This window comes from Candidatus Binatia bacterium (assembly GCA_029243485.1).
Classification (GTDB): domain Bacteria; phylum Desulfobacterota; class Binatia; order UBA12015; family UBA12015; genus VGTG01.
In genome coordinates, this window is sequence record JAQWRY010000007.1 from 39,195 (window position 1) to 56,070 (window position 16,876).

Sequence of the window (16,876 nt, forward strand, 5' to 3'; positions counted from 1 at the left end):
ATGGCAATCAGTCCAGAGCTTCTCGAGATTCTCGTCTGTCCCAAATGCAAGGGCGAGATCGCGCTGAGTAACGAGGGAAGCGGGCTCGACTGCGGTACGTGCAAGCTGCGCTACCGTATCGAGGACGACATTCCGGTCATGTTGATCGACGAGGCGAGCCCGCTCTGACGGGCGACGCCCTCTTGGGCGCGCTCGGAGAGATGGTACCGCCAGTGGCCGGTCGGGTGTTGCTGGCGCAGACCAGCTTCTTGGGCGACGTCGTGCTCAGCACGGCGCTCGCGCGCGAGATTTCGGATGCCCGACCCGACACCGAAATCTGGTGGTTGGTTCGACCTGATGCGGTCTCGGTTCTCACTCCGACGTACGGAGCGGGTCGGGTACTCTCCTTTGACAAGCGCGGTGCGGAGAGTGGCCTCGGCGGCGTCCTCCGCCTCGGCGCTCGGTTGGGCACGATGGGCTTCGATGCGGCTGTCGGCATCCAGAGATCGCTCCGCACGGCTCTGCTACTCGCCCGTGCGCGAATCCCGCTGCGCGTCGGGTACGCCGGCAGCCCGGGCGCGTGGCTCTATCATCAGCGCGTCCACAAGGAGGGCGCGCACGCGCGAGACCGACTCGTGGCGCTCGCGGAGGGGCTCGGGATCGACGTCGGGTCGAGCCGGCCCGATCCGCATCTCGACGTGGATCCGGCGTCGGCGCGGCGGGTGTCCGAGCGTCTGGACGAGCTCGGTTGCAGCGACCGAGACCTGCTCGTCGTGGCGCCGGGATCGGCTTGGGCGACGAAGCAGTGGCCGGCGAAGCGGTTCGGTGAGGCGGCCGCGGGTCTCGTGCGCCCCGACCGGGGTCGCGTCGTGGTGATCGGTACGCCGCACGATCGACCGCTCGCCGCGGAGATCGCGACCGAGGTGGCCGCCGTGGGGGGCGCTACGATCGATGCTACGGGCGAAACGTCGATCGCGGATGCCGTCGCATGGATCGCGCGCGCACGGCTGGTGTTGGCGAACGACAGTGCGCCCGCGCACATCGCGGCCGCGCTCGGCCGTCCCGTCGTGACGATGTTCGGACCGACGGTCCCTTCGCAGGGATTCGCCCCTCTGGGGGACCGGGTTCGAATCGTCGAGCGGCAGCTCGACTGTCGTCCTTGCTCGCGTCACGGGGGAGACCGGTGTCCCATCGGCACGCACGAGTGCCTGGCGGAGGTCGACTCGGACGAGGTCGTCTCGGCCGGGACTGCGCTGCTTTCCGGGGGCGTCGCGAAATGAGCGGCGTCGAGCCGGTCTTCGCGCTGCCGGTCATCGTCGCCGGCCCGCCGAGCGTCGAGTTGAGCGCCGATTTGCAAGGCTGGACCACGTCCCCGGTCGTCCTGCAAGCGCCGCTGGATCCCGCGATCCTTCCCGATCCTGCGCGAGACGGTTTTGTCTGGCTGAGCCCGCGGACGCGCATCGACGCAGACCTGCGTGATGCGCTTGGTCGGTTCGGAGTCGTCGGCCGCCCGCGGGTGGGCGTCGCGCCGCACGTAGCCGAACGCGCGGGCGGCACAGTTCCGCTCGGAGATCGCGTCGTCGTTGCGGAAGCCGGGGCGGCGCGGTTCGCGCTCCGCGGGCCCAAAGCCGTGGCGGGGGCCGAGATCGTTCGACTCGATTGCACGATTCGGGTGTCGGCGCCCGAGCGCGTGGGGGACCACCTGCGCTCGATCAACGAAGAGAGCACGATCGCGGCCGCACTCGGGGCGCACGTCGGTGAGGTCGCGGGGTGGGGCGCGCTCGCTCTCGCACCGATGGTCGGTACTCTGCGTGGTTGGATGGGGGCGCGTGGGGCGGGTGAGCGAACGATCACGGTCGCGTTTCTCGAAAGCTTTGCCGCGGCGGCGGCTGCCGCGAAGCTCTGGGAGTTGCGCAATGCCGAAGTGGGGCGGCCGTCGTGAGAGTGCCGGAGGGGTTTCGCCTGACCGCGGCCGGGAGTCTGGTCCGCTGTGGATACGAGAGCCGTCTCCCCGACTGGGTGCAGCGGGCGCGCACGGCGGGCGAGTCGGTCGGCATCGGTGGGCGCGGCGGCCTCGCGCGTGCGCCGCTCGACGACGGCGCCGAGGCCTTCGTTCGCCGGTATCGGCACGGGGGCTTGCTCGGTACGGTTCTCGGGGAGGCCTATTTTGGGCGCCCCCCGCGGCCGTGGCGCGAACTGGTGGCCACCGAGGCGGCGCGCCGAGCGGGAGTGGTTGCGCCGGAAGTCCTCGCCGCCGTCGTGGAGCCGTTTGACGGTGCGGTCTTCGGTGTCCCGTACCGGGGCGTTCTCGTGACGCGGGGGCTCGAGCAGCGTCGGACGTTTCGCGAGGCGCTCCTGGAGGCGTCGTCCGGGGAGGAGCGACTGCGCTGGTTGGCCGTTGCGGCCGCGGCCGTTCGGCAGCTGCACACGTGTGGGGTGCGACATCCGGACCTGAACGTGACGAACCTGCTCGTCGGCGACTCGCTCGACGAGAAGGTTGCTGTGATCGACTTCGATCGCGCCGTCGCAGGTACGAGCCCGGTGGGATGGGTCGGCCGTCGCATGGCGCATCGTCGCCTCTCCCGCTCGATCGGAAAGCTGGGTCTCCCGGGGCTCTCGAGAGCGCAGGCACGCCGCGAGCTCGCGGTGGTCCTCGAGGCTGGTCGATGACGGCGGTCGCGCGGGCTCGGAAGGAGTGGGACGCGGCGTTCGTCGTTCGCGAGGCGGAGCGCGTGCGTGCGGGTGGTGTCGGCGGTCGTGTTCTGAAGGAGAACGAACACGGGTTCGTCGTGTGGGTCGAAGGGGCAGGTCCCGCCGGTGAAGCGGTCGTCGTCAAAGCCCGGCATCCGAACACCGAGTGGTCCCGACTGCGGGATCGTTTCGCGACGTCGCCTGCGGTCGCGCAGCAAGTCGTCGCCGAGGCGTGCGCGGCTGCCGGCGTGGCCGTGCCTGAAGTCTTTGGCGTCGAGGATGCGGGCTGGCCCTCGCAGCCGTGTCATATGATCACGGCCGCGGTCGAGGATGCCGAGCCACTCCTGGCCGTCCTGTTGCGGCTCGACCCGAAGGGGCGTCGGAAGCTCGCGCGTTCGGTAGGTCGCTTCGTCGCGAAGCTGCACCACGCCGGCATCTACGTGCCCGACCTGAAGCACGAGAACCTGATGTTGCGCGAAGCGGGCGACGCGGAGCCGCGGGTTCTGCTCGTCGACCTCGATCGCGCCCGCCTGCCGCGTGGCGGGGTGTCGCGTCGGCGTCGGATCCGGAACCTGGTTCAGCTGTGTTGGCGGCTGTCGTGGGAGACGACGCCGCGAGAGCGGCTGCTGATGCTCGGGCAGTACACCCGGGCGCTCGGTGCACCGGGCGAATCCGTCGCAGCGCTCGCGCAGGACGTCGACCGCGAGCGTCGTCGCAAGCAGCGCCGCCTCCTGGCGATGCGGCGCCGGATGCGGGAGCGCCCGACGGAGCGCCCCGGCATCTCCGTGATGATTGTCTGTCAGGACGAGGAGCGGCTCATCCGGCCCTGTCTGGAGAGCGTCGCCTGGTGCGACGAGATCGTCGTGGTGGATGGTGGGTCGAAGGACTCCACGGTCGAGATTTGCCGCGAGTACACCGACCGGGTCCTCCACAACCCATGGCCGGGCCACCGGGCGCAGAAGCAGTTCGCGCTCGATCAGACCACACAGCCCTGGGTGCTGAACATCGATTCCGACGAGCGCGTCCCGGAGCCCCTGCGCGAGGAACTCGAGTGGATGCTCGCGCACGATGGGGCTGGATGGGACGGATTTCAGGTCCCGCGTCTCGTTCGCTATCTGGGACGGTGGTGGTGGCGTGGCGGATGGTACCCGAGTCGGCGGCTTCGGCTGTTCCGGCGCGAGAAGGCGGAGTGGGGGGGCGTCGACCCGCACGAGAAGGCCGTCGTCCACGGACGCATTGGGAAGGTCAAAGAGCCACTCTGGCATCTGAGCTATGAAAACGTTGCCCACCATTTGCACTCGATCGATTGCCTCACCGACGTGGGGGCTCGGGCGAAGCCCCGCCGCGCGCGATGGGACCGGCTCTATCTTCGGCCGCCGGCCCGCTTCCTTCGCTCCTGGCTGGTGGGGCGGGGCTGCCAGGAGGGGTTTCCCGGCTTCTTCATCGCTCTGGCTTCGGCCCTCTACGTCCACGTCAAGCACGTGAAGGCGGACGAAGAGGCACAAGCTTCCGAGAACCGAACATGAAAGTCCTTCACGTAGATCCCGAGTACACCTTCGGCGGCGGCGAGACACAGGTCCTTGCGCTCGTGACGCACCTTCGACAACACGGGCACACGTCCGTCCTGGCGACGCCGACGAGTGGCGAGCTCGGAACGCGTGCCGCGGCGGCCGATTTCCTCGTCGAGGACCTTCGCGCAGAGTTCGGGCACGATCCGCGCGGCGGCTTCACGCTGCGCCGATTGGTCAGGGCGCATCAGCCGGACATCGTTCACCTCCACACCGCGCGGGCTCTGTCTCTTGCGGCGTACCGTCCATCCGGAACGCCGGCTGTGGTGACGCGCCGAATGGACTACGCGCCCCGCGGCGCGCGGGCTTACGTGGGCTGGTTGTACAACCAAGTCGATCGGATCATCGCAGTGTCGCAGGCGGCGTGCTCCGCCATGGGTTCTCGCGGGGTCGCGCCGGAGCGGGTGACGGTCGTACCGAGTGGTGTGGCGGTCGATCACTTCGCGCAGGCCGATCGGGCGTCGGGTCGCGCCGCGCTCTCCATCGATGCCGAGCAGAAGGTCGTCTCGATCGTCGGCAGCCTGCATGCTCGCAAAGGGCACTCGGTGCTTCTCAAGGCCGTCGCCGCGCTGCGCGGAGAGGGCCTCGACGTCCTCTGTCTGGCGGCGGGCGAGGGGCCCGAGCACGAGGCTCTCAACGCACAAGCGCGCACGCTCGGACTGTCCGAGCGCGTTCGGCTGCTCGGCCACATCGAAGACGTTCTTCCGGTTCTCGCGGCGGCTGACGTCGTGGCGCAGCCCTCCGTAGCCGAGGGGCTCGGCGTCGCGGCCGTCGAGGGGATGGCGAGCGGACGGCCCGTCGTGGCGAGCCGCGTCGGAGGCCTCATGGAGACGATCCGGCACGACATCGAGGGGCTTCTGGTGCCGATCGGAGACGTACGGGCCTTCGCCGACGGGCTCGGAGCGTGTCTCCGGGACCCCGAGCTGAGCGCCCGGCTGGGAGCCGCGGGACGCCTGCGCGCCGCCCAGTTCTCGACCGAGGCGATGGCGCGAGGCAACGAGGCGGTGTACGAACGCCTGCTCGTGGGCCGGCCGGCCCGCGAATCGGATTCATGACGGCATCGGAACAGCGCAGACTCCTTCGCCTCGTCTCGGCGTTCGCCAAGAAGCGGATTCTGGTGGTCGGGGACCTCATGCTCGATCGGTTCATCTTCGGCGACGTCCGCCGAATCTCGCCGGAGGCTCCGGTGCCGGTCGTGCGCGTCACGCACGAGAGCGTGCATCCCGGGGGGGCCGGGAACGTCGTCGCCAACCTCGCCTCGCTCGGTGCTCGGCCGGTCGTCGCCGGTTGGATCGGCCGTGATGCGGCGGGGCGCACGATCACGGATCTGTTGAAGAAACTCGGCGCGGATGCGTCCGGGCTCTTCACGACGGCCGAAGTTCAGTCCATCGAGAAGACGCGCATCCTCGCGCACAGCCAGCAGGTCGTTCGGCTCGACCGCGAGGCCCGGCGACCGAGCCCACGTCTGACGAAGCGCCTGCTCGACGTCGTCGGGAAGAAGCTCCGCGGTGCGGACGCGGTTCTCGTGTCCGACTACGGGAAGGGGGCCGTGTCGCCGGCCCTGCTCGACTTCCTGGCGGACCGACGCGAGTCCGGAAAGTTCGCGTACCTCATCGATCCCAAGCAGCCGAACTTCGATTCCTACCGTGGCGCAACGTTGGTGAAGCCGAACGAGGTCGAAGCCACGGCCGCCGCCGGGCTCGAGATCGAGGATACGAAGTCGCTCGGGGCCGCGGGCCGCAAGCTTCTCGACCGATGGCAGAGCGACGCCGTCATGATCTCGCGCGGGGAGAACGGTCTTTCGCTGTTTCAGCGCGGGGCTTCGCCCCGGAACTTCCCGGCCGTTGCGCGGGAGGTCTTCGACGTCACGGGTGCGGGCGATACGGTCATGGCGGTCGCATCGCTCTCACTTGCCGCGGGCGGCACGTTGGAGGAAGCGGCGCTTCTCGCCAACCTGGCGGCGGCCATCGTGGTTGGCAAGGTTGGAACCGCGACGTTGGAACCCAAGGAACTACTGGCCGCGGTCCGAAACGCCCGGCCGCGCACCACCACACGGAGACGGAAGCCATGAAGAGCATGACCGGGTTCGGGGGCGCCCAGGTTGCGGCCCCCGGCGGCCGAGTGACCGTCGAAGTGAAGAGCGTGAACTCGCGTTTCCTCGAACTGCGAATCGGGCTTCCGCGTGAACAACAGGTACTCGAAGCGGATCTGCGCAAGATCGTTCAGGCTTGTGTCGAGCGTGGCCGAGTCGAAGTGTCCGTAAGACGTGAAGGGCGCGCGGGACGGAAGACCAAGGTCGAGGCCGACCTGAAGCTTGCGCGTGAGATCACGTCGGCCTGGAAACGCGTGGGCAAGGAACTCAAACTGCCCGGGGACCTCGATCTGGCGTTCCTGCGGTCCGCCGCAGGCGACATCGTGCGTACGGCGGAAGAGACCCCGGAACCGGCCAAGGACGCCACCGCGATCCGAACGGCTCTGAAGCGGGCGCTTCAGGCGCACGACCGCGAGCGGGTTCGCGAGGGTGCACACCTCGAGAAGGACATGAAGAAGCGTCTGAAGGCCTTGGTGCGCCTGCGCGCCCGTGCGGCAAAGCTGGCCGGTACGCTTCGCAAGGTCCTTATGGACCGGCTGAACGGCCGTATCGCCGATTTGATGGGAGAACAGGCGCCCGAGCCCGCACGGATCGTTCAAGAGGTCGCGCTCGCGGTCGATCGTGGAGACGTATCCGAGGAGTTGGCGAGGCTCGAGAGCCACCTGGCTGCCCTCGGCGATCTCCTCGATGCCCAAGATCCGGTCGGCAAGCGGATCGAGTTCCTGCTGCAGGAGATTCTGCGCGAGGTGAACACCGTCGGTTCGAAGGCGAATCACCTGCCGATGACCGAGACGGTCCTCGAGGCGAAGGGCGAGATCGAGAAGCTCCGCGAGCAGGTGGCGAACGTCGAATGACCCCGGGGTCCGCAGCAAACCGGCGAGGGGTTCTCTTCGTCGTGTCGGCCCCATCGGGCGGCGGGAAGACGACACTCGTGAAGGTCGCGCTCGACGCGGATCGAGGGCTCTCGCTTTCGGTCTCTCTCACGACGCGGCAGCCGCGGGTGGGGGAAGTCGACGGCCGCGACTACTTCTTCGTCGCCGCGGACGAGTTCGACAAGCGGCGTGAAGCCGGGGAGTTTGCGGAGTGGGCCGAGGTGTTCGACCACGCCTACGCGACGCCGCGCGGCCCCCTCGAAGATGCGATCCGGGAAGGCCGGGACGTTCTGCTGGACGTCGACATCCAGGGAGCGCGCGCCCTGAAGAAGCTCTACGGCGCCGACGCCGTCGGGATTTTTGTCGTACCGCCGAGCTTCGCTGCACTGGAGAGTCGGTTGCGCTCGCGAGGGACCGATAGCGAAGAGCAGGTGGCGCGCAGACTCCAGCGGGTTCGTACCGAGATGAGTGCTACGTCGGAGACCGAGGTCTACGACTATCGGATCATCAACGAGGATCGCGATGTGGCCGCGGCGGAGATCCGAGCCATCTTGATGGCGGAGCGGCTACGGCTCACCCGCGTCCCGGATCCGACGCTGGACTGACGTGATCGCTTGCGGTGCCCCGGCGCCGCTCCTACGCTGAGCGGGTGCGACTCGAGGGACTCGTCTCGAAGATCCAGGGGTACCTGCCCGGTGCGGAGTTGGATCTCATCCGCCGTGCGTACGAATTCTCGGCCGAGAAGCACAAGAGCCAGCGACGGGCGAGCGGCGAACCCTACGTTTCGCACCCTCTCGCGGTCGCGAGCATCATCGGCGATCTGAGGCTCGACGTCCCGAGCGTCGTGACGGGCCTCCTGCACGACACCGTCGAGGACACGCTCACGAGCCTCGGCCAGGTCGAGGCACTCTTCGGATCCGAGATCGCCACTCTCGTGGACGGTGTGACGAAGATCTCGCAGATCAATTTCCGGACCCGCGAGGAGCACCGTGCGGAGAACATCCGCAAGATGATCATCGCGATGTCGGAAGATCTGCGCGTGATCCTCATCAAACTCGCGGACCGCACGCACAACATGCGCACTCTCGGAGGGCTTCCGCCCGACAAGCAGGCCAAGGTCGCGCAGGAGACGCTCGACATCTTCGCTCCACTCGCGCACCGCCTCGGCATCTATTGGATGAAGAGCGAGATGGAAGACAACGCTCTCCACGCGCTGCACCCGGAAGTGTTCTATCAACTCAAGCGCGCGGTCTCGAAGAAGAAGACCGAGCGCGAGAAGTACATCCGCGAAGTGCAGGCCGTCCTCGAGAGGCAGTTCGAAGCGGCGGGCATGGAGTGCTTCGTTCACGGCCGCCCGAAGCACTTCTACTCGATCTACCAAAAGATGCGGAGCCAGAACCTCCTGTACGAACAGGTCTACGACCTGGTCGCGTTTCGCGTCGTCGTCGACACGGCGCGGGAGTGTTACGAGGCGCTCGGCGTCGTGCATGGGCAGTGGAAGCCGGTTCCGGGGAGGTTCAAGGACTACATCGCCCTGCCCAAGGGGAACGGCTATCAGTCGCTCCATACGACGGTGATCGGGCCCCGCGGCGAGCGGATCGAGGTTCAGATACGCAGTTCCGAGATGCACCGGTTCGCCGAACAGGGGATCGCCGCGCACTGGACGCACAAGGAAGGCGGCGGGATCGACCAGGAGGAGATCCAGCGCTTTCAGTGGCTCCGTCAGATGCTGGAGTGGCAGCAGCACGTGCGAGATCCGAACGAGTTCCTGCATTCGTTCAAAGAAGATCTCGTGCCGGACGAGGTCTACGTGTTCACACCGAAGGGCGATCTTCTGCACTTCCCGGCTGGCGCGACGATCATCGATTTCGCGTACCGAATTCACTCCGAAGTGGGACATCGGTGCACCGGCGCCCGCGTCGCGGGACGTCTGGTGCCTCTGCGCTACAAGCTGCAGAACGGCGACACGATCGAGATCATCACCACCCAGCACCAGCAGCCCAGTCGGGACTGGCTGAAGATGGTACGTACGCCGCGCGCGAAGGAGCGCATCCGAGAGTGGATCAAGGCAGAGGAGTCGACTCGGAGCGTTGAGGTTGGGCGGGAGATCCTGGCGCGGGATCTCGCACACTTCAACCTCGATCTCGTGAAGCTGTCTTCCGACGGGACGCTCGACCGTGTGGCGCACGAACTCGGGGTCGAAGACTTCGCGAGCCTCGTCACGGATGTCGGCTATGGGAAGATCACCCCGCGTCAGGTCATCGAGCGGCTGGTGCCGGCCGAAGAGCTGGAGAAGCCGGAGGTCCGCGAAGGCCCGCTCGCTCGTCTGTTCCGAGTGGTGGCTCGCCGCCCGGCGGCGAGCGGGATCAAGGTTTCCGGACTGGACGACGTCCTCGTTCGCGTCGCGCGCTGTTGCGATCCGCTGCCGGGCGAACCGATCACCGGCCTCAGCTCGCACGGTCGGGGCGTGACGGTCCATTCCGCCGAATGCGCGACGGCGCTCGAAGCGGACCCGCAACGCCGGGTCCAGTGCGTCTGGGACGGGAAGCCCGACTCGCTCCGGCCCATTCGCCTCGAGGTGCTCTGCATCGATCAGCCGGGCCTGCTCGCGGCCATCAGCAAGGCAATCGCACAGACCGGGGTGAACATCCGGAACGCGGATGCGCGCGGCATCGAAGACGGAAAGGCACTGAACACGTTCGAGGTGATGGTCCTCGGGATCGCTGATCTGAACAAGGTCATCCGAAACCTGAGTCGGGTGAAGGGCGTGATGCGCGTCGACCGGGTTCGCGGGTGAGCGCGGCCGTGTCGGCTTGACGCCCGCCGCGGCCTCCCCCACGATCCCGTCCATGGAATCTGCCAAGGCACCCGCCGCCGTCGCCACCGAAGACGCCCCCGCCGCGCTCGGCGCTTACTCCCAGGCCGTGGTCGCTGGTGGACTGATATTCTGCTCCGGGCAGATCGGGTTGGATCCGAAGACGGGAGAGGTGGTCGCGGGGGGTGTCGAGGCTGAGACCGAGCGGGTGCTGACCAACCTGGAAGCCGTTCTGGCGGCCGCCGGGGCCGATTTCGGGCGGGTGACCAAGGCGACGATCTATCTGGTCGATATTGCCGATTTTGCGGCTGTGAATGCGATCTACGCGCGCCGCCTGGGAGACGCCCGACCGGCCCGGGCGGCGGTCGGTGTGGCCTCCCTGCCAAAGGGGGCACGGGTCGAAATCGACGCGATCGCCGTGGCCTCCTAGGGGCTGGACCGGGCGCCGATCCGGGCCTGGATCTTTACAACCGTTGCGGTGACCGTTAGGCCACCTCTCTCGATCCCCGAGGCGTGAATCGTCTCGGGTGGAGGAATGGATCCCATGGCACGCGATTGCGACATCTGCGGAAAACGACGTTCGGTCGGAAACAACGTCAGTCACGCGAACAACAAGACCCGACGTACTTGGAAGCCGAACCTGCAAACGGTGCGAGCCAACCTTTCGGGGACCATTCGACGAATCCTCGTCTGCACCCGCTGCCTGCGATCTGGTAAGGTCGTGAAGGTCAGCGGCTCGCGGCCGGAGTCGATTCGTACCGCTCCCGTCACCCCCGCCTAGGGGGCCTGGCGGCGCCCCTGCGGGGCTGCTGAGCGCTTGACCAGGCGGGTCGTGGACTCTCCCGGCACGAGCGTGATTCGCGCGACTTTGCCCCCCCAGGACCGGACCTCGTCCGCTCCGACAATCTCGTCTGCGGCCCAATCGGCGCCCTTGGCCAGCACGTCGGGCTGCAGCGCGTTGATTACGTCGATCGGCGTGGGCGCATCGAAGACCAGCACGTGGTCCACGGCGGCCAGTGCGGCCATCACTTCGGCGCGCGCGGCCTCGTTCTGGACAGGTCGTCCGGGGCCCTTGAGCTTGCGGACCGAGCGGTCGCTGTTCACCGCGACCACCAGAAGGTCGCCTCGGGCGCGTGCTCCGGCCAGGTAGCGCACGTGGCCCGGGTGCAGGAGGTCAAAACAGCCGTTCGTGAAGACCACGGTCTGCCCTTCACGCCGGGCGCGGCGAACGCGGCTGCGCACCGTCGACAAGGGTGCGATCTTCCGCAGGTAGGCCGTCGCTTTGCTCACGGGGCAGCAGACTAGAGTCCCGGCGGAAAAGTGCAACGGGGCCGTGCACATTGTGACGGCGCGCCGGCGGGTGATAGGGCTAGGCGACCATGGCGAGCGGCGGTCGGCGGAAGAAGGGGCGCGCGGAGCCGCCCGTTCGTGTGGATGCGAATGGCGCGACGGACGCGGCAATCGGGGCACAGGCGGGGCTCTCGCCCGCAGAGTTCGAATCGGTAGCCGATCGGCTTCGCGAATCGATCGCGCGCCTCGAGACCGAGCGCGACGAGGGACGGCGCCCGTTCCTCGAGCTGGCGGCCCGCAAAGAGGATCTCGCGAAGACCATCGCGCGCGCCGAAGAGCTTCGCGGCGAGATCGATTGGTTCGTGATCGTCGCGGGGGAGGGCTCGGCCCTCGGAAACCGCGTGCTCGGGGATGCTCTGATCGACGGCGTCGATCGCGGGGGCGCGGGGCGCGTAGGGATGCTGTTCGTGGACGGCGCCGACCCGGGCTCGATGCGTGCGGTCCTCGAGCGGGTCGAACTGCGGCGGTCCGTCTTCCATGTGATCACGCGTGCGGGCGAGAGTGTCGAGACGCTGGCCGCGTTTCTCGTCCTGCGAGACCGCCTCCTCAGCGATCTCGGGGCTGTAGAGTACACGCGCCATATCCTCCTCACGACCGATGCGGATGCCGGCCCGCTGCGGCAGATCGTGAATGACGAGGGCCTCCACGCGACGAACTTCCCTTCCGGCGTGGCCGGGCATCAAGCGGCCTCGAGTCCCGCGCACTTGCTTGGCGCGCAGCTGCTCGAGATCGACGTCGAGGGCTTTCTCGCCGGCGTTCAGGACATGGAGGAGCGCTGCCGTGCTCCCGAGCCGCAGCAGAATCCGGCCGCACTTCTGGCCGCGGCATACTACCTGCTCGCCACCCTGCATGGCGTCCAGACGAGCGTCTTGTTCGGGTACTCGGACCGGTTGAGCGGGCTCTCGGAGTGGTGGCGTCAGTTCTGGTCGACGACGCTGGGCAAAAAGCTCGAGGGGGAGTCGAGCAACGTATCGGTCGGAACGACGCCCGTCGTGGCTCGAGGCACGGTCGACCAATACACGCAGCTTCAGATGTACCTCGAAGGTCCGGCGGACAAGGTCCTCACATTCGTTCGCGTTGCGGATGCGGGGCCCCGTGTCGAGATCCCGGACAGCTACGGCGACGTCGAGGACATCGGCTACCTCGGTGGCCGCAGTCTCGAGGATCTCGTCGAGGCCGAACGACAGGCGGTGGAGTGGGCGACCGCGCGCGCCGGACGGCCCTCGGTGACGATCGAGTTGCCCGCGCTGACGCCGCACGCGCTGGGGCAGGCCGTCCGCCTCTTCGAGCGTGCTGCGCTTCTGTGCGCGTCGCTCCATGATGTCGACCCGCACGCCCGCCCCGCCGTGGAAGCGACCCGTCGCCTCGTGTACGGAGCATTGCGCAAGCCGGGGTTCGAGGCGGAGGGTGAGGAGTTGAAGCGCTGGCTGGATGCCCGCCAGGAGAAGTGGATTCTATGACGTCCGCAGCGCAGGCCCCGACCCCGAAACGGATCGAGCTCCTCGATCCGCTCGTCGCCGACCAGATCGCCGCCGGCGAGGTGATCGAGCGGCCCGCGTCGGTTGTGAAGGAGCTCGTCGAGAATGCGCTCGACGCCGGCGCGACCGACATCCGCGTTGAGCTCGAGGCCGGCGGCCGCGATCGGATCCGCGTGCAGGACGACGGCTTCGGAATGTCTCCCGAGAACGCCGAGCGCGCCTGCCTGCGGCACGCGACCAGCAAGCTGTCGACGATCGACCAGCTCACGGGCATCGCGACGCTGGGGTTTCGCGGGGAGGCGCTCGCGAGCATTGCGTCTGTCGCGCGGGTCGAGATCCGCACCCGGGAGCGGGGCTCGGACGTCGGTACGCGATTGGTCGTCGAGAGCGGCGCGGTTCGGGAAGCCGAGCCGGCCGGGGTCCCCGAGGGCACGTCGATCGAAGTGACGGAGCTCTTCGCGACGGTGCCCGCCCGTCGCAAGTTCCTGCGCAAGGCGCAGACGGAGCAGGGGCACATCGTGGAGTGGCTGCAGCGAATCGCGCTCGCCCGACCGGATGTCGGCTTTCAGTGCGTGCACGGAACCCGGCAGCTTCTGCGTCACCCCGCCGTACGCCGCCCCGAAGAGCGACTCCGCCAGGTGCTCGGTGCGGACCGCGCGCGCGACATGGTGCCGGTCTCGTGGGACGAAGACGGGATATCGGTTCGCGGTTTCGCCTCCCGGCCCGGGACTTCGTTCGCGCAGGCTCGCCACGTGCTGCCTTTCGTTGGCGGCCGGCATGTACGTGATCGTCTGCTTCTGCGGGCGATCCTCGACGCCTATCGCGCCTTGCTGCCGCAGGGGCGCTATCCGTCGGCGGTGTTGTTCCTCGAGGTGCCCGGCGAGATGGTCGACGTGAACGTGCATCCGACCAAGACCGAGGTTCGATTCGCCGACTCCGATGCGGTCTTCGGTGTGACGCTTCGCGCGGTGCGCGCCGCGCTCGCGGGTCCCGGATTACGGGCCGCCGAGGCGGTGGAGGGAACAGGAGGGGTGGAATCCGACGGGGCGACGACACCGACGACGGCACCTGGTCGGGTCTCGGAGGCTCTTCAGCGGTACGTGATTCGTAGCGACGCGGGCGGCGGTGGCAACGCGGGGAGTGCTCGAGAGCGCTTCTCGCCACGGATCTCGCCTGCCCATCGCGAACCGGTCCGCAGCACCGCGCCGATCCGTCCGCGTGAGAGCGGCTCGCTGCTGCCGGTGGTCGAGTCGACGCCGCGTGCGGATGGGGCCCCGCCCGAGCCCTTCGCCGCTCTGCGCGTGCTCGGCCAGGCACTGAACGGCTACGTCGTGTGCGCCTATGGCGAGGGCCTCGTTCTGATCGATCAGCATGCGGCCCACGAGCGGGTCCGGTTCGAGCGGCTGCGCGCCGCCGCACCGGAAGAGGCGGCGAGCCAGCGTCTTCTGGTCCCGGCCGTCGTCGAGTTGGGCTCGGTCGAACGGGTGCGATTGATCGACGCGAAGGCGGATCTCGCCCGTGCGGGCTTCGAAGTCGAAGAGTTCGGGGACAAGGCGCTCATCGTGCGCGCGATCCCGGCGGCGCTCGACGTGACGACTGATGCGCGCGAGTTGCTCGAGCAGCTTGCGGCCGATCTGGCCGAGGTTGGTGTGAGCGATCGGCTGGCTTCGGCGCGAGATGCGCTCCTTGCGCGCGTGGCCTGTCACGGCGCCGTCCGGGTCGGCGACCCGCTGTCGGCGGAAGAGATGAAGAAGCTCGTCGCCGAGCTCGACACGATCCCGTTCGCCTCGACGTGCCCGCACGGTCGGCCGTTGCTGATTCAGCTCGATCGAAACGAGATCGAGCGGCGGGTCGGCCGCACGTGATTCAGGCTTCGGGCGAAGCGCGCCCCCGCGTGGTCGCCGTCGTCGGTCCCACGGCGGCCGGCAAGACCGATCTCGCGGCCGAGGTCGCGCGTGCGTCGAACGGAGAGGTGGTTTCGGTCGACTCCCGGCAGGTCTTCCGGCGCCTCGACATCGGTACCGCCAAGCCGTCGGCTGAGCTGCGTGCTGACGTGCCGCACCATCTCGTCGACGTCGTGGAGCCCGACGAGCCGTTCGACGTCGCCCGCTTCCAGGACCTGGGTCGGGCCGCGATCGAGGATACTCTCGGCCGTGGGCAGGCCGTCGTGCTGTGCGGCGGAAGTGGTCTGTACCTTCGCGCGCTTACCGAGGGACTTTGCCCGGCGCCGCCCGCCGATCCGGACATGCGCGCCGAGCTCGCTTGCGAGCGAGCCGAACGCGGGCTGGAGGCCCTCCACCGAGAGCTCTCCGTCGTCGATCCTGCGGCGGCCAAGCGGATCGCTCCCCGCGATGCGGTTCGGATCATCCGCGCTCTCGAGGTCGCGCGTTTGACAGGCCGCCCCCTGTCGGAGTGGCAGCGGGATCATGCCTTCGCCGACCGTCCGTACGAGGTCCTCGTCCTGGTCCTCTCGCCGGAGTCCGCGGCCCTGGACGACCGAATCGTGCTCCGGACGGATAAGATGTGGAAGGACGGGCTGCTCGAAGAGACGCGGGGGATTCTGGAGGCCGGTTTCGACGGCCGCCTGCAGCCGCTGCAGGCTATTGGCTACCGGGAGGCACAGGCCGTGCTCCGGGGCGAGATGGAGGTTCCCGCCGCGATCGAACGGATCCGGATCGACACCCGCCGCTACGCGAAACGGCAGCGAACCTGGTTTCGTCGGCTCGAGGGCGCCGAGTGGCTGGATGGATCGGAGAGCTCCGGTACGGTCACCGACCGCGCGGCTCGATTCCTGGAACGTGGACCGTGAGCTTGGTCGAGGTTCGCCCATTGTGTTAGGCAAACCATCGCGACGGAACGCGGGGCATCGAGGAGCGTGAGTACGAAGAAGAAGTCGCGCCCACCGGCGCCGAAGACTCGCGCGCGAACCGCACTCGACAAGCTCCGGGTGCGGATCGACGAGATCGACGACGAGATCGTCGCGCAGCTGGGTGAGCGGTACCAGGTCGTCGAGCAGGTCCAGGCGGCGAAGAAGCGCGACGGGGGCGTCGTCTTCCAGCCCGAGAGAGAGCGGTCGCAGCTCCGACGCCTCCACCGGCTGAACGAGCGCGCAGGGAGCCCCGTCAAGGCGGACGCGCTCGAGGCGATCTTCCGCGAGATCCTGTCTGCGTCGCGCGCCCTTCAGACCGCGATCTCGGTCGCGTACCTCGGCCCCGCGGGAACCTTCTCGGAGCGCGCCGCGATCGAGCAGTTCGGATCTGCGGCCGATCTTCTCCCGGTTGCGTCGATCCCTGAGGTCTTCCGGGTCGTCGAGCGGGGACAGGCCACCTTCGGGGTCGTTCCCATCGAGAACTCGACTGCCGGAATGGTGGGTCCGACGCTCGACGCGTTCGTCCAGAGTCCGCTTCAGATCGTTGCGGAACGCCAGCTTCTGATCCGACACTCCTTGCTGGCCAAGGGGCCGGGCCGCGGCCGGATCAAGAAGATCGTCTCGCATCCGCAATCGCTGAGTCAGTGTCGCGAATGGCTTGCGGGACACATGCCCGGCATTCCGACGCAGGAAGTGGCGAGCAACGCGGAGGCGGCCGCGGCCGCGGCGAAGAGCCCGACGACGGGTGCGATCGCCGGCCAGGACGCGGCGCGGGTCTACGGGCTGCGGGTTCTCGCGGGCGGCATCCAGGACGTGCCCCACAACGTCACCCGCTTCCTCGTGATCGCACCCGAGTCCGCGACCCCGCCGACGATGAGTGACAAGGTTTCCGTGATCTTCTCGGTGAAGAACGAGCCCGGCATGCTGTACGACAGCCTGAAGCCGCTCGCGGGGCAGGGGATCGATCTCCTCAAGATCGAGTCCCGTCCGATGCGGGGCCGGATCTGGGACTACCTTTTCTTCGTCGACTTCGGTGGTGAGCTCGCGAATCCGAAGGTTCGCCGGGCGATGAACGCGATGAAGAAGAACTGCGTCTGGTTCAAAGTGCTGGGCTCGTACCCGGCCGCGGTGGCGAAGTGAGTTCCGACGCCGAGACGGCCGA

General features: G+C 68.1%; 16 protein-coding genes and 1 pseudogene. 16 read left to right on the forward strand and 1 reads right to left on the reverse strand.

The window, feature by feature from the left end; translation table 11 throughout:
• The 12 genes from P8R42_03890 (at position 1) to rpmB (ending at position 10,798) form a co-directional block, all read left to right on the forward strand.
• The gene (locus tag P8R42_03890) at positions 1-168 is read left to right on the forward strand and encodes a Trm112 family protein (GenBank protein ID MDG2303791.1); all 168 of its coding nucleotides are present in this window, start codon (positions 1-3) and stop codon (positions 166-168) included.
• Positions 169-200: 32 nt separating this feature from the next.
• Positions 201-1,259: a lipopolysaccharide heptosyltransferase II gene (waaF, locus tag P8R42_03895; protein MDG2303792.1), complete on the forward strand. Its 1,059-nt coding sequence runs from the start codon at positions 201-203 to the stop codon at positions 1,257-1,259.
• The gene (locus P8R42_03900; protein MDG2303793.1) at positions 1,256-1,921 is read left to right on the forward strand and encodes a hypothetical protein; all 666 of its coding nucleotides are present in this window, start codon (positions 1,256-1,258) and stop codon (positions 1,919-1,921) included. Before waaF ends, P8R42_03900 begins: the two co-directional genes overlap by 4 nt.
• A complete protein-coding gene (locus tag P8R42_03905) occupies positions 1,918-2,649 on the forward strand; it encodes a lipopolysaccharide kinase InaA family protein (protein ID MDG2303794.1) in 732 nt (243 codons plus the stop codon). Before P8R42_03900 ends, P8R42_03905 begins: the two co-directional genes overlap by 4 nt.
• Positions 2,646-4,196: a glycosyltransferase gene (locus tag P8R42_03910; GenBank protein ID MDG2303795.1), complete on the forward strand. Its 1,551-nt coding sequence runs from the start codon at positions 2,646-2,648 to the stop codon at positions 4,194-4,196. The genes P8R42_03905 and P8R42_03910 overlap by 4 nt, the downstream gene beginning before the upstream one ends.
• Positions 4,193-5,293 carry a glycosyltransferase family 4 protein gene (locus P8R42_03915; GenBank protein ID MDG2303796.1) on the forward strand — a complete coding sequence of 367 codons (1,101 nt, stop codon included), beginning with the start codon at positions 4,193-4,195 and terminating at the stop codon, positions 5,291-5,293. The genes P8R42_03910 and P8R42_03915 overlap by 4 nt, the downstream gene beginning before the upstream one ends.
• The gene (gene rfaE1 / locus P8R42_03920; GenBank protein MDG2303797.1) at positions 5,290-6,309 is read left to right on the forward strand and encodes a D-glycero-beta-D-manno-heptose-7-phosphate kinase; all 1,020 of its coding nucleotides are present in this window, start codon (positions 5,290-5,292) and stop codon (positions 6,307-6,309) included. The genes P8R42_03915 and rfaE1 overlap by 4 nt, the downstream gene beginning before the upstream one ends.
• A complete protein-coding gene (locus P8R42_03925) occupies positions 6,306-7,184 on the forward strand; it encodes a YicC family protein (protein MDG2303798.1) in 879 nt (292 codons plus the stop codon). Before rfaE1 ends, P8R42_03925 begins: the two co-directional genes overlap by 4 nt.
• Positions 7,185-7,225: 41 nt before the next feature.
• Positions 7,226-7,807 carry a guanylate kinase gene (gene gmk, locus P8R42_03930; protein MDG2303799.1) on the forward strand — a complete coding sequence of 194 codons (582 nt, stop codon included), beginning with the start codon at positions 7,226-7,228 and terminating at the stop codon, positions 7,805-7,807.
• Between the two features lie 44 nt (positions 7,808-7,851).
• Positions 7,852-9,999 (forward strand): bifunctional (p)ppGpp synthetase/guanosine-3',5'-bis(diphosphate) 3'-pyrophosphohydrolase, encoded by a 2,148-nt coding sequence (locus tag P8R42_03935; GenBank protein MDG2303800.1) that lies wholly within the window; start codon positions 7,852-7,854, stop codon positions 9,997-9,999.
• A gap of 52 nt (positions 10,000-10,051) precedes the next feature.
• Positions 10,052-10,447 (forward strand): Rid family detoxifying hydrolase, encoded by a 396-nt coding sequence (locus P8R42_03940; GenBank protein MDG2303801.1) that lies wholly within the window; start codon positions 10,052-10,054, stop codon positions 10,445-10,447.
• A 114-nt stretch (positions 10,448-10,561) separates the two neighbouring features.
• Positions 10,562-10,798 (forward strand): 50S ribosomal protein L28, encoded by a 237-nt coding sequence (gene rpmB, locus P8R42_03945; GenBank protein ID MDG2303802.1) that lies wholly within the window; start codon positions 10,562-10,564, stop codon positions 10,796-10,798.
• Here the strand turns inward: rpmB and rfaE2 are convergent.
• Positions 10,795-11,247: pseudogene (gene rfaE2, locus P8R42_03950) on the reverse strand (D-glycero-beta-D-manno-heptose 1-phosphate adenylyltransferase). The gene rpmB and the pseudogene rfaE2 sit on opposite strands and share 4 nt — an antisense overlap.
• Before the next feature lie 149 nt (positions 11,248-11,396).
• Between rfaE2 and P8R42_03955 the strand changes: the two are divergent.
• The 4 genes from P8R42_03955 (at position 11,397) to pheA (ending at position 16,854) form a co-directional block, all read left to right on the forward strand.
• Positions 11,397-12,827 carry a hypothetical protein gene (locus tag P8R42_03955; GenBank protein MDG2303803.1) on the forward strand — a complete coding sequence of 477 codons (1,431 nt, stop codon included), beginning with the start codon at positions 11,397-11,399 and terminating at the stop codon, positions 12,825-12,827.
• Positions 12,824-14,710 (forward strand): DNA mismatch repair endonuclease MutL, encoded by a 1,887-nt coding sequence (gene mutL / locus P8R42_03960; protein MDG2303804.1) that lies wholly within the window; start codon positions 12,824-12,826, stop codon positions 14,708-14,710. The genes P8R42_03955 and mutL overlap by 4 nt, the downstream gene beginning before the upstream one ends.
• Positions 14,707-15,654, forward strand: coding sequence for a tRNA (adenosine(37)-N6)-dimethylallyltransferase MiaA (miaA, locus tag P8R42_03965; GenBank protein MDG2303805.1), 948 nt, complete (start codon positions 14,707-14,709; stop codon positions 15,652-15,654). Before mutL ends, miaA begins: the two co-directional genes overlap by 4 nt.
• Before the next feature lie 66 nt (positions 15,655-15,720).
• Complete coding sequence (gene pheA, locus P8R42_03970; protein ID MDG2303806.1) at positions 15,721-16,854, forward strand: prephenate dehydratase; 1,134 nt, start codon at positions 15,721-15,723, stop codon at positions 16,852-16,854.
• The last annotated feature ends 22 nt before the right edge of the window (positions 16,855-16,876 follow it).